Raw genomic sequence first — 20,520 nt, forward strand, 5'->3', positions numbered from 1 at the left:
CGAGAACGGTAGTTGTTTGTCTGGACTGCACGAGTTCTTGCGGACCGCACCAGTTCCTGTCGGGGGCTCCTCCGTCGGAGTCAGGTGGGGAGCTGGTAGGAACGTGTGAGATCTGCAGGAACTCGTGCAGTCTGTAGACCGTGGTGGTCGGTCCCTGCCCGTTACGGGGCCTGGTGCCCCTGCGCGGGGGTTCTCCTATGCGGGGACGTAGCAGGTGGTGCAGAAGGTAGCGCCCTTCTCCTCCATGACGAGCAGGTGGCCGGGGTCGCCCAGCGGGCTAGCCTGCACGTCCGGCAGGCTGCTCGCGTACTGCCTCCCGTCCACGACCCAGGAGAGTCCGCCCACGACCCGGGAGAGCAGGACGGCTGACGGTATGTCCTGCACCGGCCTGCCGGTGGAGGCGTCCACGAGGTTCACCGACGACCTCCTGCTGGCCCAGCACACGGCGGCCGACCCGTCCGCCAGGACCGTGAAGTCGATCTTGTACCTCCCCCCGCTGAAGATGTTGTCGTCCCCCAGGCTGAGGGAGGGGCCCGCGTCCCCGGCGTCGCCCCGGCGGCTGAAGGTCCCGTCCCCGTTCTGGACCAGGGCGACGCCGTTCTCCGCCACAACGGCCGTCGCCCCGTTAAGGCTGGTCAGTGAGCGTTGGACGACGTCGACTGAGGGGACGCCGTCGAAGACGATGCGCGCGTACTGCCCGGTCTGCTCCCACTGCAGTGCGCCGTCCCAGCCAAAGGCGCGGGCTTGGGCCGTGTGCTCTGGCGCCGTAGTGACCACGACGACCCCGTCCGTGGCCAGGATAATGCCGCGCTCACTCGGCTCGACGAGCGGTGTCAGGGTCGCCGTGGTCGCTCCTGTCGTAATGTCAATCAGGTGCGGGGTAATAGTGCCACGGTCGCCACCGGCACGGGTGCGCGACGACCGGTAGCCTATGAGGACGTCGGGGCGGGCCGGGTCGAAGGAGGCCAACACATAGGCCTCGTTTGTGCGCCAGGTTTCCTGCATCTGACGGTTGACCGCGATAATAGGACCTTCTGCCTCCGCTCCGTCCCCGTCCTGGTACGGTGGCACCTTCAGCAGGAGGGCGGTGTCATTGTCGAGCGCCCCCAGGAAGACGTGAGAGGAGGTGTCCCAGGGGACGGGGGTCACGCCCCCGCTGCGCGGATCGATGATCTTGTCAACGAGCAGGGGATAGCTCCCCCACCATGACGTATGCACACTGTGGTGACCGTGCTGAAAGTCGTCCCAGTCCCAGTGCGACGCCGCCACCTCGACCGGTTCCCCGACGCCGGAACCGTCAATCGGGTAAAGACGGTAGGAACTCGGCTCCGTGTCCTCTAGGGTACCGTGGAGACCGAACACGTAGTCACCCTGGGGGGATGTGCACATGCCCCTGAATGAGTCAATGCTCCAGGTTCGGGTAGCGCCCCGGGCGAAGTCTGGTGACAGGGCGGACATGGAGAACGTTCCGTGTTTTGTCTGTGGTTCCTCTTCTGTGGGGTCCTGGGGTTCTTCTGAGAGGTAGTGGGAGAGGCTCCAGGTGCTGATGCCGCCTAGGGTGGCTAGGGCGGCTCCGCCTGCGAGGAGGGGGAGTGCTCGGTTGATGGTGCGTCGGGACGGGCCCTGGGGGTGTGTGGTCCGCGGGGTCTGGTTGTCGGTGATGGTCAGAGCGGGGGTGCTGGTGTCTGTGGTGGGTGCTGGGTAGGGGGTGGTCTGGGCCTGGTCGCCTTGCGGGGTCGTGGTCCCCGCGGTGGCCGGGACGGTGGCTGGGGCCAGACTGGTGGCCAGAGTGTTGGCGGGGGCCGAGCCCGCGGCCGGGGTCGGGTTGGTGGTTGTGGTGGCCTGGTAGTGGGTGATCCACTGGTGGAGGGCGGGGTAGCAGTGGGGGTGGGCGGCAATGGCCGGGTGGAGGTCGGGGCGGGTTGCGGCTATGCGGGCGAGCTCGGCGGCGGGGGTGTGCGGGTTGCTCAGGGCCTCGGCGTCGGGGTCTCGGGGTGGCGTGGTAGGTGATGGGGTGCTGGTCATGGGTGGAGGGTAGCTCGGGTGGCGTGTGCGTCGTCGTTCCTGGTGGGGGTAGGTTCCTGTCCGTGGTGTAGTGACCTGGTGTCCTCCTGTATCGGGGACGTACCCTAGCTGCCGGCGACGTGCCATAGTCACCGGGGACGTACTCTGGAGGTCGTCTGGGGTACGTCGCCAATGACTAGGGTACGTCATCGATAGCTAGGGTACGTTGTCGGTGACTATGGCACGTTCCCGTGGGGGATGAAGAGGGTGAGGGGGACAAGGTGCCGCGGGACCCGGTGGGCACCCCTCGCAGCGCCCCGTCCTGGCGGCGGACGGCCCCGCGGCAGGGGCGTCCGCGGCCAGGCCACCAGGACGCCCCCCGTTCTCACGGCCAACAAGTACCGTTCTCACGACGAATAAGTACCGTTCTCGCGGAGGAGGGGGTGCGCGAGGGCATGGACGCTGGGGGCGCGGGCGCCGGGCCGGCTCAGGGCCAGCGTGTTCCTGCTGGCTGGCCCCCACCGAGTCGTGCCCACGACCTAGGGCAGGTCGCTGCCCGCCCCGGCCCCTCCCGTGGTCGCCCGAGTCGTGCCCACGACCCGGGGCAGGTCACCAGCACCAGCTGGCCCCAGGATCCGGCTGGCCCCACCGCATGGCCGAGTCGGGCCGCAGGGGCGGCGGCCGGCCTCGGGATCCGGCTGGCCGCCACCGCGTGGCCGAGTCCGTCAAAAACCTCTTACTATGTCCCCGGCGGGCGTGGTCCGCCCTCGGCAACGCCGAGGCTTTGCTGACAACGTAACGGAAGGCGGCGGATCATCAATGGAGCGCACGCGGACACGCGCTGCTGTGATGAGCTCACGGCCCAGGCTCATGCCCGCGCTGGGCACCTGGGCCTCCTTCCTGACCTTCTCCGGCCAGGGAGTGCGCAATATCGTCGGGTGGACCCTGTTCGGGGTCATCGCCGCCATCAGCACTGTCATCCTCCTGGTCGTCTTCCTGCGTGAGGGGCACCGCGTCCCCCTGCGCGCCCTACCGCCAGTGGCCTGTGCCTACACCGTCCTGTGCGTCCTCAGCCTCGTCTGGTCGCAGTTCCCGGCGGAGACCGCGCTCGCAGCCGCGCTCATGGTGGCTACGAGCGCGGTCGGCATTCTGCTGGCCTGCAGCCTGTCGCTGCGTGAGCTCACCGTCGCGCTGGGACGTGCCCTGGAGGCGACGATCGCCCTGAGCCTGGTCCTGGAGGCCTGGGTCGCCCTGGTCCTGCACCACCCCCTGGCGCCCCTGTACATGCGGAACTGGGACGTGATCCCGTCGTCCTACTACTGGAGCGACGGGCTGCTCTTTCAGGGTGGACCGATCCAGGGGATCATCGGCAACCGCAACCCCCTGGCCTTCGTGGCCCTGCTGACCCTCATCTGCGTGGTCGTACGATGGCGCGACCACCAGATCAGCAACTCCCACCTCGTCGTGTGGTCCGCCCTGTGCCTGCTCACCCTGGCGCTGACCCGTTCGGCCACCGTCACCGTGGCCACGATGGTGTGCGGGGGGCTCGCCTTCCTGCTGTGGTGCCTGCGCAGGCTGGGGGGCGCCAGGCGTCGGCGGGCGCTCGTCATGGCCGCAGGGGCGGCCATGGTGGCGGGGGCCCTGTCGCTGGTCTGCAACCAGACCATCATTATGCTCCTGGGGCGCTCGCCCGACGCCAGCGGACGGTGGGTGATCTGGGAGCGGGTGATCGCGCTGTGGCAGCAGCGTCCCATCCTCGGCTGGGGGTGGATCATGTACTGGGAGCCCTGGATCCCCATGTTCCAGACCCTGGTCATCCGTCCTGACGGCACCCCTACCATGAGCGCGCACAACGCCTACGTCGAGGCGCTGTTCCAGACCGGCGTCATTGGCGCGCTGCTCATTGTCCTGCTCATGGCCCAGCTGCTGATCCAGACGGGGCGGCTGGCGCTGCGCTACCTGGACTCCGACTCCTCCGTCCTCCTGCCCGTCCTGCTGACTACGGCCCTGGCGGTGCAGGCACTCAGCGAGTCCCGCCTGCTCTCGGAGGGCAACTGGATGGTCGTCTGCGCCCTGGCTACCTGGCTGGGGCTTCACCGTATGGTCGAGAAGACGGCAAGCCGCTGGCGTCCCTCGTCAGACGCCACCCGCAGTATCTACCTCCCGACAAGCTCCCGTCGCAGCGAGCGCATGCTCGTGCCCTAGGTGCACCTCTCCGAGGTGGATGGCCGGCTTACGTAGTCGCGGTTTGACGTGCTTGGAGGTACGAGTTCAGTTTTAGTGCTTATAGCAATCCTCGCGTCGCAGCTCGATGTGCTCGGGAGGTGCTTCTCCGTGGGCGCGAGGGGCCTGTCTGGACACCCCCGTCTCCACGCTCGGCGCCCTCCCGCTGTCCATGGCCGCGAGGGTCCTGTGCTGTCTCCCGCCCCCGCGTGAGAGCAGATTGGTTATGCGCGCCCTGGTGGGGCCGGGCGCCTGGTTCTGTCGCAATCTGAGGATCAGAGCCGGGCCCACCCCGTTCCCGTCTTTGTGCACCTGATGTCCACGCAGGTCAGGGGCTTGGGCTCCAATGCGGTCGGGGGTACCTTCCGTTCTGATCCTCAGATTGCGTCACGCACACGGATCCGGGCCATCAGACAGGCGGCAGACTATCCAGAGTTCCGCATAAACCACCTCGAACTGCGCCCGGAGACCACCCGGGCGGCCCCGAGTCGCCCAGATCCGGGGCGCACGGCGTCCTCGAAGGACTGACCGGGTGTCCCTGAACTGTCCCACAGCCACCAGGCACCCGGGCCGCCAGACGACCGCCGGGACTAGAGCGCACCCGCACAGGCCAGTAGGCGCGTGCCACCCGGCAGTCCACCCCGCCACCGACTCACCATTCTCCCCGTATGGCCATGACGACCGCGGGATGGGCAGGTCCACCGGCGCCGAGTGGGACATCCTCCCTGTACCCCTATGGTCATGACGACCGCACCACCCGACAGCCCAGGTACCCGGGCTGCCCAGAACTCATTGACGGGCGCTCCTGGCGACCCGGACCCGGAGACGGCCCGACGCGCCATCCGTCCTCACCACAAATAAGTACCGTTCTCGCGGCGAACAAGTACCGTTCTCGCGAGCAATAAGTACCGTTCTCGCGGAGAGGGGGCGGACTGGCGGGTGCCGCGACGGGCAGCCGCGGAGCCAGCTCCACCACCGGCGTCGCCCCAGGCTCCCTGGTCCGTGTGGCAACCACCGGGACGGGACAGGGACGGGCCAAGGAGGAGGACAGGCTCCCTGGTCCGTGTGGCAACCACAGCCCGGAACCCAGGTCACCCAGGCTCCAGCCCGCGTGAGGCCGTCGATGACCCTAATGAGCGTGGCCCCACGGCGTCGGGAGACTCTCCTGGTCCACGTGGGCAAGCCTCGGCCCGGGCGCCCAGGCGGCGCAGGTCCCGCAGGCTCTCCCGGTCCACGTGGGCAAGCCGGTTGACGGTGTGGGCCTACAGTCCTAGGCGGAGGCCTGATAGGTGCCGCGGCCGGGCGCCGGGGGCCTACCAGGACCTGCTGAGGGGTGCCAGATCGCTCAGCCCGTGCGACCATAGGGCCATGGCTGAGACCCAGGCCGCCACGGAGGCGGCAGCGCCCAACCAGTTGTTCCCCGGTAAGCAGTTCATCTCCACCGTCCTGGAGGCACTGGATACCAAGACCCGGATGACGGGCAATATAGCCCAGCGGTACCTCATGCGCGCGGCCATGGCGGGCATGATCGTGGCCGTCTTCTACATTGTCAACTACGCCATTGTCGGGACCTTCGCCGAGCTAGGGGCGGCGGGGGTGGGGAAGTTTCTCGGCGCCCTCGCGTTCGGACCGGCCTTGGTGTTCATCTACTACACCAAGTCCGAGCTCCTGACCTCCAATATGATGGTGGTGGTCATCGGCCGCTACTACAAGCGTATTACCACGTGGCGGGGCATGAGGGTCCTGTTCATGTGCTTTATAGGCAACTTCCTGGGCGGGCTCGTCTTCGCCGTCATGTACCGTTTCTCCACCCTGGTGGGAGGCGCCACCGGGGAGCAGGCCGTCCACTCCGTGCAGGCCAAGCTGGCCTACATGGACTCGGTCTCCGGGGTGGGGGACCTCTTCGTACGGGCCATCCTGTGCAACTTCATGATCAACCTGGCAATGCTCCTCATCTACAACGGGTTCATCCACGACGACTGGTCCAAGATCGTGTCCATGATCGTGGCCGTGTTCGTCTTCGCCTTCCTGGGGTTCGAGCACTCCGTGGCCAACACGGTCCTGTTCACCGTCGTGGGCCTCACCCACGGGATCGACGTCCTGGCCGCGAGCGGGAACGTGGCCGTGGCGCTCCTGGGCAACTTCGTGGGCGGAGGCGTCCTCATTGGCGCCTACTACGCCTACGCCAACGACGACCGCTGGGTCCGCAGCCGGGTCAGGGCCGCCGTACCGCACTCCTGAGTCGGGGCGCGCACCGGCGACGTACCTTAGTCACCGGGGACGTACCCTGGAGGTACGTTGCCAGCGATTAAGGTACGTCGCCGGTGGCTACGGTACGTTCCCGGCGACTAAAGTACGTTCCCGGCGACCCGGCGTCCGTGACCGGCGTGGGGGCACGACCCGGTCCCCGTCCCGGAAGTAGGCCATGATGGCCCCATGAGTGACACCACCGCCACACCGCCCGACGCCCCCTCCTGCCCGGTCGGACCCGCCCCGGGCATGAGCCTGTGGGGAGGGCGTTTTCGCGGCGGCCCAGCCGACGCCCTGGCTGCCCTGAGCGTCTCGACGCACTTCGACTGGCGTCTGGCCCGCTACGACGTCGCCGGCTCACGGGCTCACGCCCGGGCCCTGCACGGTGCCGGGCTGCTGGACGACTCCCAGCTGGAGGACATGCTCCAGGCCCTGGACCGCCTGGAGGACGACGTCGTCTCCGGCGTCTTCGCACCCGTGCCCGCCGACGAGGACGTCCACACCGCCCTGGAGCGGGGCCTCATGGAGCGCGCCGGAGCCGACCTGGGCGGGCGCCTGCGCGCGGGGCGCAGCCGCAACGACCAGATCGCCACCCTCATCCGCATGTACCTGCGTGACCAGGCCCGCCACGTCGCCGGGCTCGTCCTGGACGTGGTCGATGCGCTCACCGGCCAGGCCGCAGCGGCAGGGGAGGCCATTATGCCGGGACGCACCCACCTCCAGCACGCCCAGCCGGTCCTGGTGGCCCACCAGCTGCTCGCCCACGCCTGGCCGCTCATGCGTGACGTGGAGCGCCTGGAGGACTTCGACGCCCGTGCCGCCGTGTCCCCCTACGGCTCCGGCGCCCTGGCCGGCAGCACCCTGGGCCTGGACCCTGACGCCGTCGCCGCCGACCTCGGCTTCTCCTCCGCCGTGGAGAACTCCATCGACGGCACGGCCTCGCGCGATGTGGTCGCGGAGTTCAGCTTCGTCCTGGCCATGACCGCCGTGGACGTCTCGCGCCTGAGCGAGGAGGTCATTATCTGGAACACCAAGGAGTTCGGGTTCGTCACCCTGGACGACTCCTACTCCACCGGCTCCTCCATTATGCCCCAGAAGAAGAACCCGGACGTGGCCGAGCTGGCACGCGGCAAGGCCGGCCGCCTCATTGGGGACCTCACCGGCCTGCTGGCCACCCTCAAGGCCCTGCCCCTGGCCTACGACCGCGACCTGCAGGAGGACAAGGAGCCGGTCTTCGACGCCGTGGACACCCTGGCCGTGCTCCTGCCCGCCGTGGCCGGCATGGTGGACACCATGGTCCTGGACTACGGGCGCATGGCCGCCCTGGCGCCTCAGGGCTTCTCCCTGGCCACCGACGTGGCCGAGTGGCTGGTGCGCCGCGGCGTCCCCTTCCGGCAGGCCCACGAGATCTCCGGTGCCTGCGTGCGAGTCTGCGAGGAGCGCGGCATTGAGCTGTGGGAGCTGAGCGACGACGACTTCGCCGCCATCGATGCCCGCCTGACGCCGGGGGTGCGCGAGGTGCTCTCCGCCGAGGGCTCCGTGGCCGCCCGCGCCGGCCGGGGCGGTACCGCGCCCGTGCGCGTCGCCGAGCAGCTGGCCCGGGCGACTGCCCACGCCGCCACCCTGCGGGCCTTCGCCCGCCAGGGCTCCCTCCTGGACGGCCTCGGGGCGCGGGTGCCAGCTGACGCCGGGACGGGGCGGGGCTAGTGCCCGGGGACGCCGGCCAGGGCCGGGTACCGCCACCCACGGACCCGCCGGCAGGGGTGGTACCGCGCCCGGGCGTGGCCCCTGAGGTGGCCGAGGTGCTGGGGCGCGACAGCCTCCAGGCCGCCCCCGCCCTCCTGGGGGCCGTCTTCTCCGCGACAGACCCGGACGGCACCGTCTCCGTGCGCCTGACCGAGGTGGAGGCCTACCGGGGCGAGGCCGACCCCGGCTCCCACGCCTTCCGGGGCCGTACGGCCCGCAACGCCTCCATGTTCGAGGCCGGGGGCGTCATCTACGTCTACTTCACCTACGGTATGCACCACTGCCTCAATGTCGTCACCGGCCCGGCCGGCCTCTCACGCGCCGTGCTCCTGCGCGCGGGGGAGGTGGTGGCCGGGGTGGATCTGGCCAGGCGACGTCGTCCCGCCGCGAGGAACGACCGCGACCTGGCCCGCGGCCCGGCACGGCTGTGCGCCGCCCTGGGACTGGACCGCTCCGAGGACGGCACCGCCCTGGGCGGGCCCGGCTCGCGCGTCAGCCTCGTGCTGCCGCCGGGTGCGGCCCCCGAGGCGGCGCGCATCCGTACGGGCCCGCGTACCGGGGTGGCTGGCCCCGGGGGTGATGGCAAGGCCTTCCCCTGGCGCTTCTGGCTCGAGGGCGAGCCCACCGTCTCCCCCTATAAGCCCGCCGCGCCCCGGCGCAGGCGGGGGAGACGATGACTGGCCCTGCCGTCGATCCCGCGGGACCGACCGACTACTGGAACCACAACACCGCCTTCCACCAAGAGCTCGTCCGGGACGCCGGGCAGCGCGGAGGGCGGGCTCTCGACGTCGGATGCGGCGAGGGGCTCCTGCTCGCGCGCCTGGCAGGCGTGTGCCGGGAAGCCGTCGGGATCGACAGTGACGAGCAGTCGCTCAGCCGGGCGCGACGGCGTCTTGAGCGCATGCCGAACGCCGAGGCGCTTCCCGCCGACATCATGGAGCCGGACCTCGCCGAACGCCTCGGCACCTTCGAGACCGTTACCTGTGTCGCCATGCTCCACCATCTCCCACTTGACGAGGGCCTGGCCGCCCTGGGCGCGCTGGTCGCTCCCGGCGGGCGGCTCATCGTCATCGGTCTGGCCGCCGAGAAGAGCCCATGGGACTGGATCATCTCCGGGTTGAGCATCCTGCCGATCCGGGTGATGAGCGCCTGGCACCGCGAGACCCGCGACGTCGGCGTCGTCACCGCCCGAGCGCGTGAATCGTTGGGGGAGATCCGAGCTGCAGCCTCGCGGATCTTGCCCGACGCCAGGGTGAGGCGGCGCTTCTACTACCGCTACTCCCTCGTATGGGACAGGCCTCGGGATGCGGGATGGATGGCGTGAACGATGTGACGCGCGCGGGCGAAGCGGGTCCTGCAGGTGGTGCCCGGCTTACCGGCCCGATCCCACTGCGGGACCTTTATGAACTGCTGAGGGACGAGTTCGGCCAGGTCGAGATGTGGCCTGCGCAGTCGGGTACCGAGTACGTCTGCGGTGCCGTCCTGGTGCAGAACACCGCCTGGGGCAGTGTCCAGCGCGCGCTGGAGGACCTGCGGCGGGCCATCGCCTTCGACCCGGCCCGCCTGCTCGCTCTCGATGAGGCCGATCTGATCGATCTCATCCGGCCCTGCGGGTTCATGAGGGCCAAGGCCCGCGCCCTGCGCGCCTACGCCAGCTGGGTCCTCAGCCCGGCGGGGACGGCCGCCCCCGGCCTGGACGACGCCGCCCTGCGCCAGGCGCTGCTGGCGCTGCCCGGATTCGGCCCCGAGACCGCCGACGTCGTCGCCCTCATGGCCTACGACCGCCCCCGCTTCATTTTCGACGCCTACGGGCGCAGGCTGCTGCGCCAGGCCGGCTACGAGGTGGGACGGCGCTACGAGGACGCCCGCCGCGCCCACGAGGCCGCGGTCAAGGCCGGAGGGTTCGACATCGTCGAGCTCAAGGACCTCCACGGGCTCATTATCCTGGCCGGCCAGCACGCCCGCGCCGCGGGCGGCTGGGAGGCCTACGGGCCCACAATCGGTATTAGGGCCTGACGCCCCTGGCCCGGGGGACAGTGCGCCGCTGTCAGCGCGTCAGCCCCAGGACGGTGGTGGGCGCGCCCGGCTCCCTGGCACCCGGGGTGCGGCACCGGACCCGGCTACAGGGCGCCGGGTGGGTCGGGTCGTGGCAGACTATCCGCGCCGGGAGCAGACCCGGCTCCGGGCGCACCGCCTGGGGCACGGCGTGCGAGAACGCACCAGGAGCACTCCGAGGTGCGCGGGAAACTCACGCGGACGCAGGGGACCTGGACGGGGACCGCCCTACGGGCCAGCCCCGGGGAAACTCACGCGGACGCAGGGAAGAGACCTGTGAGAACTAGCTCACATGGCTCATCCACGAGAAACTCACACGGACGCAGGGAAGAGACACATGGAAGGCGACAGGACAGTGACAGACATCCTGGACGAACTGCAGTGGCGTGGGCTTATCGCCCAGCACACCGATATTGACGCGCTGCGCGCGGCCCTGGCCGAGGGCCCGGTCACCTTCTACTGCGGCTTTGACCCCACGGCCCCGAGCCTCCACCACGGCCACCTCGTGGCGGTCAAGGTCATGCGCCACCTCCAACTGGCAGGGCACCACCCACTGGCGCTGGTGGGGGGCGCCACCGGCCTCATTGGCGACCCGCGCGCCAGGGGGGAGCGCTCCCTGAACACCAAGGACGTCGTGGCCTCCTGGGCCCGGTCGCTCCAGGCCCAGCTGGAGAGGCTCCTGGACTTCGACGGCGACAACCCCGCGCGCATTGTCAACAACCTGGACTGGACCCAGGCGATGAGCGCCATCGACTTCCTGCGCGACCTGGGCAAGCACTTCCGCATGGGTACCATGCTCTCCAAGGACGTCGTCGCCCGGCGCCTGGCCAGCGAGGAGGGCATCTCCTACACCGAGTTCAGCTACCAGGTCCTCCAGGCCAACGACTATCTGGAGCTCTACCGGCGCCACGGCTGCACCCTGGAGGTGGGCGGGAACGACCAGTGGGGCAACCTCGTGGGCGGCATGGACCTCATCCACAAGGTCGAGGGCGCCTCGGTCCACGTCATGACCAACCCGCTGATCACCAAGGCCGACGGCACCAAGTTCGGCAAGACCGAGGGCGGGGCCGTGTGGCTCAACCCCAAGATGCTCAACCCCTACGCCTTCTACCAGTTCTGGCTGCAGACCGACGACGCCGACGTGGTGCGCTTCCTGAAGATCTTCACCTTCCTGGGGCGTGAGGAGATCGAGCGGCTCGAGGCGGCCACGGCCGACAACCCCAGGGCGCGCCAGGCCCAGCGGGCCCTGGCCCAGGAGGTCACGGCCTGGGTGCACGGGGCCGAGGCCCTGGCCCAGGCCCAGGCGGCCACGGCGGCCCTGTGGGGGCGCGGGGACCTGCGCGAGCTGAGCGCCGGGACCCTGGCGGCGGCCACCGTCTCCCTGCCCGCCACCGAGCTCGTGGTGGGGGAGTCCACCGTGGTGGACCTGCTGGTGGGTGCGGGCCTGGAGAGGGGGCGCAACGCCGCCCGCAAGACCGTGGCCGCGGGCGGCGCCTACCTCAACAATGTCAAGGTGACCGACCAGGAGGCGACGGTGGGCGCGGACGACCTGCTGGCCGGGGGAGTGGTGCTGGTGCGCAAGGGCCGACGCACCCTCGCCGTGGCACGGACCGCCTGACCTCAATACCTGTGGGCAGAGTCACTGTTACTGGGTTTGACGGGTGGAGGCGTTCTACGTAGTGTTCTCTCCGGCCCGTGACGAGGTGGAGCGATCCACCAAGGTGCGGGCCGGGGAGCCGAGGGGCGTGACGGCGTCGAGGCAGCTCAGATCACATGGTGACGAGTTGACGAGGCGGACCTGATCCCCTAAAGTTTTCCGAGCTGCCTGAGGGCGGGGTCGCGATGATCGTGGCCGTCAATCTCTGGGTGTGTTGTTTGAGATCTCGATAGTGTGCTTGTTTTTGTGTTGTTTTGTTTGTCTGGTTTTTTGCTGGGTGTGTTCTGGGCGCGTCTTGTTGGGTGTGTCTGGGGTGTGCTTGGTTGTTTTGTTTGTCTGGGTGGTGCTGGTGCCTGGTTCTGCTGGGTTTCTGGTGTTGCCTGGGTGATTGGTTTTTTTGGAGAGTTTGATCCTGGCTCAGGACGAACGCTGGCGGCGTGCTTAACACATGCAAGTCGAACGGGCCTGCTCCTTGTGGGTGGGTTAGTGGCGAACGGGTGAGTATCACGTGAGTAACCTGCCCCCTGCTCCTGGATAACGCTCTGAAAGGGGTGCTAATACGGGGTGTGCTGGTGCTGCCGCATGGTGGTGCCGGGATAGGTTCCCCTGTTTGGGGGTTCTGGTGGGGGATGGGCTCGCGGCCTATCAGCTTGTTGGTGGGGTGATGGCCTACCAAGGCGGTGACGGGTAGCCGGCCTGAGAGGGTGGACGGCCACACTGGGACTGAGACACGGCCCAGACTCCTGCGGGAGGCAGCAGTGGGGGGTATTGCGCAATGGGCGGAAGCCTGACGCAGCGACGCCGCGTGAGGGACGGAGGCCTTCGGGTTGTGAACCTCTTTCGCCGGTGGAGAAGGCGCCCCCGTGTGGGGTGCTGACTGTAGCCGGGTTAAGAAGCGCCGGCTAACTACGTGCCAGCAGCCGCGGTAATACGTAGGGCGCGAGCGTTGTCCGGAGTTACTGGGCGTAAAGGGCTTGTAGGCGGCTGGTCGCGTCCGCCGTGAAATCCCCTGGCTCAACCGGGGGCGTGCGGTGGGTACGGGCCGGCTTGAGTGCGGTAGGGGAGGCTGGAACTCCTGGTGTAGCGGTGGAATGCGCAGATATCAGGAAGAACACCGGTGGCGAAGGCGGGTCTCTGGGCCGTTACTGACGCTGAGGAGCGAGAGCGTGGGGAGCGAACAGGATTAGATACCCTGGTAGTCCACGCCGTAAACGTTGGGCACTAGGTGTGGGGGGCCTCTTCCGGGTCGTCCGCGCCGTAGCTAACGCATTAAGTGCCCCGCCTGGGGAGTACGGCCGCAAGGCTAAAACTCAAAGGAATTGACGGGGGCCCGCACAAGCGGCGGAGCATGCGGATTAATTCGATGCGACGCGAAGAACCTTACCAGGGCTTGACATGGGCCGGTCGTCCGCGGAGACGCGGGCTCCCTTCGGGGCCGGTCCGCAGGTGGTGCATGGTTGTCGTCAGCTCGTGTCGTGAGATGTTGGGTTAAGTCCCGCAACGAGCGCAACCCCTGTCCCGTGTTGCCAGCACGTCGTGGTGGGGACTCGCGGGAGACTGCCGGGGTCAACTCGGAGGAGGGTGGGGACGACGTCAAATCATCATGCCCCTTATGTCCTGGGCTTCACGCATGCTACAATGGCCGGTACAGAGGGTTGCGATGCCGTGAGGCGGGGCGAATCCCTTAAAGCCGGTCTCAGTTCGGATCGGTGTCTGCAACTCGACACCGTGAAGCTGGAGTCGCTAGTAATCGCGGATCAGCAACGCCGCGGTGAATACGTTCTCGGGCCTTGTACACACCGCCCGTCACGTCATGAAAGCCGGTGACGCCCGAAGCCCGTGGCCCTACGGGGAGCGGTCGAAGGCGGGGCTGGTGATTGGGACGAAGTCGTAACAAGGTAGCCGTACCGGAAGGTGCGGCTGGATCACCTCCTTTCTAGGGATCTAGGGGTCTGCGGGGGGCGGGGGCGCGCACGGGCGCGCCCCCGGGTCCTCTCGTGGCCCGTCGGGAGGGCCGGACGGGCGGACAGCACGGGAACACGCTCCCTGGCCTGTGTCTGCTGGTGCCCGTGTGCGGGTGCCGGTGGGTGGGTGGGGGGTGCCCGCCTCTCCTGTTGTGGGGGGGTGGGGGCATGCTGTCGGGGTCTGGGGCTGCGTGCCCTTTTGTGTCCTGCTTCTGCTTCTCTCCTGGTTGTTTGCTGCTGCTTGTTTGGTGGTGGTGTGGGGGGTTGTGGGGGTGTGGGTGGGTTGGTTGTGAACTGTATAGTGGACGCGAGTATCTTTGTTCTCTGTGGTGTGTTTTTGTTGTGTGCCTCGCGCCCGGGTCCTGCTGCTGTTGTGGTGGGTTCTGGGGCGTGGTTTCTGCCTGTGTTGTGTGTTGTTTTTATGGGCGTTCGGTGGATGCCTTGGCACCAGGGGCCGATGAAGGACGTGGTGGACTGCGATAAGCCTCGGGGAGCCGTCTTGCGGGCCTTGATCCGAGGGTTTCCGAATGGGGGGACCCGGCGCCCGTCACGGGGCGTCACCCGCGTCTGAATGTATAGGGCGTGTGGGGGTTACGCGGGGAAGTGAAACATCTCAGTACCCGTAGGAGAGGATATTCCGTGAGTAGTGGCGAGCGGAAGCGGATGATGGCTGAAACCGTCGTGGTGCTGGTTACCCGGCAGGGTCTGCCGCGGCGGGGTTGTGGGGTCGTGCCGTCCTGTTCCTGCCGGGGCGGGGGCGTGGTGAGAAACCGTGGTGGTAGCCGAACCCCCTGGGACGGGGGGCCGTGGAGGGTGAGAGCCCCGTAGGCGGAACTGCCTCGGCCGCGCTGGCACGGTGCCCGAGTAGCACGGGGCACGTGGAATCCTGTGTGAATCTGCCGGGACCACCCGGCTGCCTGAATACCTCCTGGTGACCGATAGCGGAGTAGTACCGTGAGGGAACGGTGAAAAGTACCCCGGGAGGGGAGTGAAAGAGTACCTGAAACCGGGCGCCTACGAGCCGTCAGGGCCCTGCCGCCCCCCCGTTTTTCGTGGGGGGTGGGGGGTGGTGGCGTGCCTATTGAAGAATGAGCCTGCGAGTCAGTGGCGTGTCGCGAGGTTAACCCGTTGTGGGGTAGCCGTAGCGAGGGCGAGTCCGAACAGGGCGTCTAGTGGCGCGTCCTGGACCCGAAGCGGGGTGATCTACCCATGGCCAGGCTGAGGCACGTGTAAGAGCGTGTGGAGGGCCGGACCCGCCTGGGTTGAAAACCGGGGGGATGAGCTGTGGGTAGGGGTGAAAGGCCAATCAGACTCCGTGATAGCTGGTTCTCCCCGAAATGCATTTGGGTGCAGCGTCGCGTGGTCCCCGGCGGAGGTAGAGCTACTGGTTGGCTGATGGGCCCCACAGGGTTACTGGGGTCAGCCAAACTCCGAATGCCGTCGGGTGTGAGCGCGGCAGTGAGACCGCGGGGGATAAGCTCCGTGGTCGAGAGGGGAACAGCCCGGACCGCCGGCTAAGGCCCCTAAGCGCGCGCTAAGTGGGAAAGGATGTGCGGCCGCGGTGACAACCAGGAGGTTGGCTTAGAAGCAGCCACCCTTGAAAGAGTGCGTAACAGCTCACTGGTCAAGTGGTCGTGCGCCGACAATGTAGCGGGGCTCAAGCGCGCCGCCGAAGCCGCGGACCCCCGGCCCCCTGTGGGGGGTTGGGGGTGGTAGGGGAGCGTCCTGTGCTGGGTGAAGCCGGTGGGGTGACCCCTGGTGGACGGTGCGGGAGCGAGGATGCAGGCATGAGTAGCGAGACCGGGGTGGGAGTCCCCGGCGCCGTGTGACCAAGGGTTCCAGGGGAAGGTTCGTCCGCCCTGGGTGAGTCGGGGCCTAAGGCGAGGCCGACAGGCGTAGTCGATGGGTGACGGGTTGATATTCCCGTACCGGTGGGGCACCGCCCGTGCTGACTGGTGGGTGCTAACCCACGCCGGGTGCCGCCTTCTTCCCCTTGTCCCGGGCTTCGGCCCGGGTGGGGGTGGTGGTGCCGGGTCTGGGGGTCCTCCGCCTTGGTAGGCAAGCGTGTTAACAGGGGTGACGCACAGTGGTAGCCTCCGCGGGCCTGATGGCTTGGCCCGTCCAACCGTGTGGCCCGTCCCCCAGGTAAATCCGGGGGGCTGTCTTTGGTGACGAGGGTGAGGCGGGACGGTGACCTGCCCCGTGGGGCGGGGAAGCAGGGTGATCCTGTGGTGCCTAGAAAAGCCTCGACGCGATGGTGTGAGCCGCCCGTACCCTATACCGACACAGGTGGTCCGGCAGAGTATGCCGAGGCGGGCGGGTGAACCGTGGTGAAGGAACTCGGCAAGATGCCCCCGTAACTTTGGGAGAAGGGGGCCCTGTCCCCTGAGGCCCCGTGCGGGCTGGGGGGCGGGCCGCAGAGACCAGGGGGGAGCGACTGTTTACTAAAAACACAGGTCCGTGCGAAGCCGTAAGGCGATGTATACGGACTGACGCCTGCCCGGTGCTGGAAGGTCAAGAGGATCCGTCAGCCCCCCGCGGGGGGTGAAGCGGTGAGTTCAAGCCCCAGTAAACGGCGGTGGTAACTATAACCATCCTAAGGTAGCGAAATTCCTTGTCGGGTAAGTTCCGACCTGCACGAATGGCGTAACGACTCCCCCGCTGTCTCCACCACGGGCCCGGTGAAATTGCACTACGAGTAAAGATGCTCGTTACGCGCAGAAGGACGGAAAGACCCCGGGACCTTTACTGCAGCTTGGTATTGGCGTCCGCCGTGTCCTGTGCAGGATAGGTGGGAGGCGTGGATCCCGGCGCGCCAGCGTCGTGGGGAGCCGTTGTTGGGATACCACTCTGGGTGCGGCGTGCGCCTGAACCTCGGCCCGTGACCCGGGTCAGGGACAGTGCCTGGTGGGTAGTTTAACTGGGGCGGTTGCCTCCTAAAGGGTAACGGAGGCGCTCAAGGGTCCCCTCAGCCTGGTCGGTAACCAGGTGTCGAGTGCAAGCGCACAAGGGGGCTTGACTGCGAGACCGACGGGTCGGGCAGGTGCGAAAGCAGGAGCTAGTGATCCGGCGGCCCCGTGTGGGTGGGCCGTCGCTCAACGGATAAAAGGTACCCCGGGGATAACAGGCTGATCCTGCCCAAGAGTCCATATCGACGGCATGGTTTGGCACCTCGATGTCGGCTCGTCGCATCCTGGGGCTGGAGCAGGTCCCAAGGGTTGGGCTGTTCGCCCATTAAAGCGGTACGCGAGCTGGGTTTAGAACGTCGTGAGACAGTTCGGTCCCTATCCTCTGCGCGCGTTGGAGGCCTGAGGGGGCCTGTCCCTAGTACGAGAGGACCGGGACGGACGGACCTCTGGTGTGCCAGTTGTCCCGCCAGGGGCACGGCTGGTTGGCTACGTCCGGGAGGGGTAACCGCTGAAGGCATCTAAGCGGGAAACCATCCCCGAGACCAGGCCTCCGCACGACCACCCCCCTGGGGTGGTGTGGTAGGCCCCCGGTAGACGACCGGGTTGATAGGCCGGGCGTGGAAGCGGGGTGACCCGTGGAGCTGACCGGTACTAACAGGCCGACACAACACACACACGCGAGGCACACGCGAGCAAGCAAGCGAGCGTCAGCGCACGCGAGAGCGAGCGTCAGGCACGCGAGAGCATGCCACGGACCACCCCCCAGCGTGGGGGGTGGGCGTCCACTATACGGTCCACGACCAACCCCCGCCACACACGCTGGTCCGCACCACACCGGTGCGCACCCGCAGGGGCACACGACAGGTATAACAGAACACGGGGCACGCACCCACGACACCACCACCCCCACACGGGGACGGCAGGCACCGTGGGACACGCCCTGACCAGGCCCGTCCTGGTGGTCATAGCGGGGGAGCCACGCCCGGCCCCATACCGAACCCGGAAGCTAAGACCCCCAGCGCCGATGGTACTGCACCCGCCAGGGTACGGAAGAGCAGGACACCACCAGGACAACCACAACATATATAAACACGGGCAACTTGGCCCCCAATGAGGCGTTTGACACCGCTCTCCTTGGGGGCTAGTTCCCTACCCATGTATCGTGCCCCATCCGAAAGAAGGACAATGGCCCAGGACAGGCGCAGCCCCCACCGCTCACCCGGATCAGGAGGACAGCGGCACGGCTTCCGGTCTGCCGACGAGCGTTCCCGAGGCGGTGGACGGCAGGACCATGACGGCCCCCGCCCGCGCCGTGGTGCGGGCTCCTTCGGACGCGACTCACGAGGGGCACGGGACTCATGGGACCGGGGGTCACGCGACTTCCGGGACCCCCGACCTACGCGAGGACGGGACGAGCGTCCCGCAGGCCGTTCCTACCGTGACGACGGTCGGGATCAGCGCTCCTACCGTGACGACGACCGCCGTGGGGCGTCCGGCCGCGAGGGCTACCGCCCGCGTGGCAGGCAGGAGCGTGAGGGCCGCACGGACGCCCGGTCCGGCCCCTACGGTCGGCGTCAGACCGGGCGTGACTCGCGTCCACCGCAGCGCAACCGCGTCCCTGAGCCCCCTCTGCCCGCTGACGTCACCGCCGACCAGCTGGAGGCCTCGGCGAGACGTGAGCTGCGGGCCCTGGGCCGCCAGAACGCCGAGCGCGTGGCCCGCCACCTGGTCATGGTCCAGCGGCTCCTGGACACCGACCCCGAGGCCGCCTACCAGCACGCCCGCTACGCCGCCTCCCACGCCGGGCGCGTGGCCGTGGTCCGTGAGGCCACCGCTATCGCCGCCTACCTCTCTGACCACCACGCTGACGCGATCCGGGAGATCCGCGCGGCCCGGCGCCTGTCCGGCATCGACCTCCACCACGCTATCGAGGCGGACTGCGAACGCGCCCTGGGACGCTACCACCAGGCCCTCAAGGCCGCGGCCGCCGCCGACCCCGACCAGCTCGACGACGTCGAGGAGGGGGAGATCGCCATGGTGGTCTCCAGCATCCGCCACGAGATGGGCCAGTCGGACCTGGGCCTCATTGTCATTGAGGACGCCATCCGCCTGTTCCGCGGTGACCGCAAGACCCTTCAGCGCATGCACGCCGTGCGCGCCGACCGCCTGGAGGAGCTGGGACGTGGCCAGGAGGCGGAGTCCATTCGGGAGCGCCTGGGCCTGACCCGGCCGGAGCCCGCCCAGGACGTCGAGGTCTACGACATCCAGGAGGAGTCCGAGGAGGAGGCCCGCGCCGCCCAGGAGGGCGAGGAGGGCGCCACCCGGGACAACGACCCCGGTGAGGACCAGGACGTCGACGGCGGGGAGCACCTTGACCAGGAGGGCCGGGGCAGGGCCCGAGGCGGTGGCGAGGGGTGGCAGGCATGAGTCAGGTAGCCACCCGCGGTACGCTCCCGCCCGGGCTGCTCGGCTCCGCTACCCCCCTGGCCACCGCCTACGACGTTGCCCTGCTGGATCTCGACGGCGTCTGCTTCGCCGGCGACGCCAGGGTCCCCTACGCCGCCCAGGGCGTCGGCGGGGCCCGGGCCGCGGGCATGCGCCTGTCCTTCGTCACCAACAACGCCTCCCGGGCGCCCGCGCAGGTCGTGGCCAAACTGGGGGCCCACGACATTGAGGGCCACCCGGAGGAGGTCTTCACCGCCGCCATGGACGCCGCCGCCATGCTGCGCGAGCACCTGCCAGCTGGCTCCCTGGTCCTGGTGGTGGGAGGGGACGGGGTCCGCCAGGCCCTCCTGGACGAGGGCTTCCGGGTCACCAGCACCTCCGACGACGACCCCGCCGCCGTCGTCCAGGGCTGGGACCCCTGCGTGGACTGGGCGCTCCTGTCCGAGGGCCTGTACGCCATTACCAAGGGGGCCCTGCACGTGGCCACCAACCTCGACGCCACCCTGCCCACGGAGAAGGGCTTCGCCCTGGGCAACGGGAGCCTCGTGGCAGCCATTGCCAACGCCTCGGGCCGTACCCCGCTGGCCGGTGGCAAGCCCTACCCGGGCATCTACGAGCGCGCCCTGGCCCGCGCCGGAGGGGTACGGCCCGTGGCCGTGGGCGACCGCCTCAACACCGACCACGTGGGGGCCCGCGCCGCCTCCATCCCCGGCCTCCACGTCCTGACCGGGGTGTCCACCGCCCGTGACGTCGTCCTGGCCCCGCCCGCCGAGCGCCCCGCCTTCCTGCACACCGACCTGCGCGGTCTCCTCCAGCCCCACCCCGAGCCGGTGCGCGTGGTCGTGGACGGTGACACGTGGTGGCAGGTCGGCCAGGAGCTGGCCCGCGTGGAGGCCGACCACCTGGTTCTGGCCCGTGCCCCGCGTCCCGGGGCCCGCCAGGACCTGACCGGGGCCGCCGCCACCCTGACCCTGGACGCCTACCGGGCCGCCGCCAGCGCCGCCTGGGCCCACGCGGACGAGGCGGGGCAGGAGGCCCTGAGCGTGCCCGAGCTGACGGTGGGCCCCCCAGGACCATGACCTCCGACGCCCTCCTACCACTCCGGGACCAGGTGGCCGCCCACCCGGTCCCGGGCCCGCTCCCACCCCGGATCCTGCAGGCGCGTGAGGGCGTGGAGGCCGCCGCGGGCCTGCCCCTGGCCAAACGGGCCGCCGCCCTCCAGGAGGTCCGTGCCATGCTGGAGGCCGCCCTGCAGGCGGACTGAGCC

The 20,520-nt window shown here is 68.8% G+C and carries 11 protein-coding genes and 3 rRNA genes; 13 read left to right on the forward strand and 1 reads right to left on the reverse strand.

Going from position 1 to position 20,520, the window contains the following annotated elements; translation table 11 throughout:
• Positions 1-195: 195 nt before the first annotated feature.
• On the reverse strand, positions 196-2,025 hold the full coding sequence (locus C3V41_RS02305; RefSeq protein WP_129591458.1) for a variant leucine-rich repeat-containing protein: 1,830 nt from the start codon (positions 2,023-2,025) through the stop codon (positions 196-198).
• A gap of 828 nt (positions 2,026-2,853) precedes the next feature.
• Here C3V41_RS02305 and C3V41_RS02310 point away from each other — a divergent pair.
• From C3V41_RS02310 to C3V41_RS02370, 13 genes are all read left to right on the forward strand, one after another.
• A complete protein-coding gene (locus C3V41_RS02310; protein WP_254423650.1) occupies positions 2,854-4,209 on the forward strand; it encodes an O-antigen ligase family protein in 1,356 nt (451 codons plus the stop codon).
• Between the two features lie 1,386 nt (positions 4,210-5,595).
• Positions 5,596-6,468 (forward strand): formate/nitrite transporter family protein, encoded by an 873-nt coding sequence (locus tag C3V41_RS02315; protein ID WP_106108937.1) that lies wholly within the window; start codon positions 5,596-5,598, stop codon positions 6,466-6,468.
• Between the two features lie 195 nt (positions 6,469-6,663).
• Positions 6,664-8,184, forward strand: a complete 1,521-nt coding sequence (gene argH / locus C3V41_RS02320; protein ID WP_106108938.1) for an argininosuccinate lyase — start codon at positions 6,664-6,666, stop codon at positions 8,182-8,184.
• Between the two features lie 86 nt (positions 8,185-8,270).
• The gene (locus tag C3V41_RS02325) at positions 8,271-8,900 is read left to right on the forward strand and encodes a DNA-3-methyladenine glycosylase (RefSeq protein ID WP_441299732.1); all 630 of its coding nucleotides are present in this window, start codon (positions 8,271-8,273) and stop codon (positions 8,898-8,900) included.
• Positions 8,897-9,547, forward strand: coding sequence for a class I SAM-dependent methyltransferase (locus C3V41_RS02330; protein WP_106108939.1), 651 nt, complete (start codon positions 8,897-8,899; stop codon positions 9,545-9,547). Before C3V41_RS02325 ends, C3V41_RS02330 begins: the two co-directional genes overlap by 4 nt.
• 113 nt (positions 9,548-9,660) lie before the next feature.
• Complete coding sequence (locus C3V41_RS02335) at positions 9,661-10,239, forward strand: base excision DNA repair protein (protein ID WP_254423652.1); 579 nt, start codon at positions 9,661-9,663, stop codon at positions 10,237-10,239.
• A 394-nt stretch (positions 10,240-10,633) separates the two neighbouring features.
• The gene (gene tyrS / locus C3V41_RS02340; protein WP_106108941.1) at positions 10,634-11,896 is read left to right on the forward strand and encodes a tyrosine--tRNA ligase; all 1,263 of its coding nucleotides are present in this window, start codon (positions 10,634-10,636) and stop codon (positions 11,894-11,896) included.
• 433 nt (positions 11,897-12,329) lie between these two features.
• Positions 12,330-13,871 (forward strand): 16S ribosomal RNA (locus C3V41_RS02345).
• A gap of 437 nt (positions 13,872-14,308) precedes the next feature.
• Positions 14,309-17,482: ribosomal RNA gene (locus C3V41_RS02350) — 23S ribosomal RNA — on the forward strand.
• A 280-nt stretch (positions 17,483-17,762) separates the two neighbouring features.
• A 5S ribosomal RNA gene (gene rrf / locus C3V41_RS02355) occupies positions 17,763-17,879 on the forward strand.
• Together the 16S, 23S and 5S rRNA genes form the textbook arrangement of a ribosomal RNA operon.
• A 114-nt stretch (positions 17,880-17,993) precedes the next feature.
• Positions 17,994-19,235 carry a hypothetical protein gene (locus C3V41_RS14350; protein WP_174714743.1) on the forward strand — a complete coding sequence of 414 codons (1,242 nt, stop codon included), beginning with the start codon at positions 17,994-17,996 and terminating at the stop codon, positions 19,233-19,235.
• The gene (locus tag C3V41_RS02365) at positions 19,232-20,332 is read left to right on the forward strand and encodes an HAD-IIA family hydrolase (RefSeq protein ID WP_106110605.1); all 1,101 of its coding nucleotides are present in this window, start codon (positions 19,232-19,234) and stop codon (positions 20,330-20,332) included. Before C3V41_RS14350 ends, C3V41_RS02365 begins: the two co-directional genes overlap by 4 nt.
• On the forward strand, positions 20,329-20,517 hold the full coding sequence (locus tag C3V41_RS02370; protein WP_106108942.1) for a hypothetical protein: 189 nt from the start codon (positions 20,329-20,331) through the stop codon (positions 20,515-20,517). Before C3V41_RS02365 ends, C3V41_RS02370 begins: the two co-directional genes overlap by 4 nt.
• Positions 20,518-20,520 lie beyond the last annotated feature (3 nt).

Origin of the sequence: Actinomyces sp. oral taxon 897 (assembly GCF_002999235.1) — a bacterium.
Classification (GTDB): Bacteria; Actinomycetota; Actinomycetes; order Actinomycetales; family Actinomycetaceae; genus Actinomyces.

What these genes read in the sequence shown, in the direction of transcription:
- C3V41_RS02310 (WP_254423650.1), top strand. Translation starts at nt 2,854, where the DNA reads ATGAGCTCACGGCCCAGGCTCATGCCCGCGCTGGGCACCTGGGCCTCC.
- argH (WP_106108938.1), top strand. Translation starts at nt 6,664, where the DNA reads ATGAGTGACACCACCGCCACACCGCCCGACGCCCCCTCCTGCCCGGTC.
- C3V41_RS02330 (WP_106108939.1), top strand. Translation starts at nt 8,897, where the DNA reads ATGACTGGCCCTGCCGTCGATCCCGCGGGACCGACCGACTACTGGAAC.
- C3V41_RS02365 (WP_106110605.1), top strand. Translation starts at nt 19,232, where the DNA reads ATGAGTCAGGTAGCCACCCGCGGTACGCTCCCGCCCGGGCTGCTCGGC.
- C3V41_RS02315 (WP_106108937.1), top strand. Translation starts at nt 5,596, where the DNA reads ATGGCTGAGACCCAGGCCGCCACGGAGGCGGCAGCGCCCAACCAGTTG.
- C3V41_RS02370 (WP_106108942.1), top strand. Translation starts at nt 20,329, where the DNA reads ATGACCTCCGACGCCCTCCTACCACTCCGGGACCAGGTGGCCGCCCAC.
- C3V41_RS14350 (WP_174714743.1), top strand. Translation starts at nt 17,994, where the DNA reads ATGGCCCAGGACAGGCGCAGCCCCCACCGCTCACCCGGATCAGGAGGA.
- C3V41_RS02305 (WP_129591458.1), bottom strand. Translation starts at nt 2,025, where the DNA reads ATGACCAGCACCCCATCACCTACCACGCCACCCCGAGACCCCGACGCC.
- C3V41_RS02335 (WP_254423652.1), top strand. Translation starts at nt 9,661, where the DNA reads ATGTGGCCTGCGCAGTCGGGTACCGAGTACGTCTGCGGTGCCGTCCTG.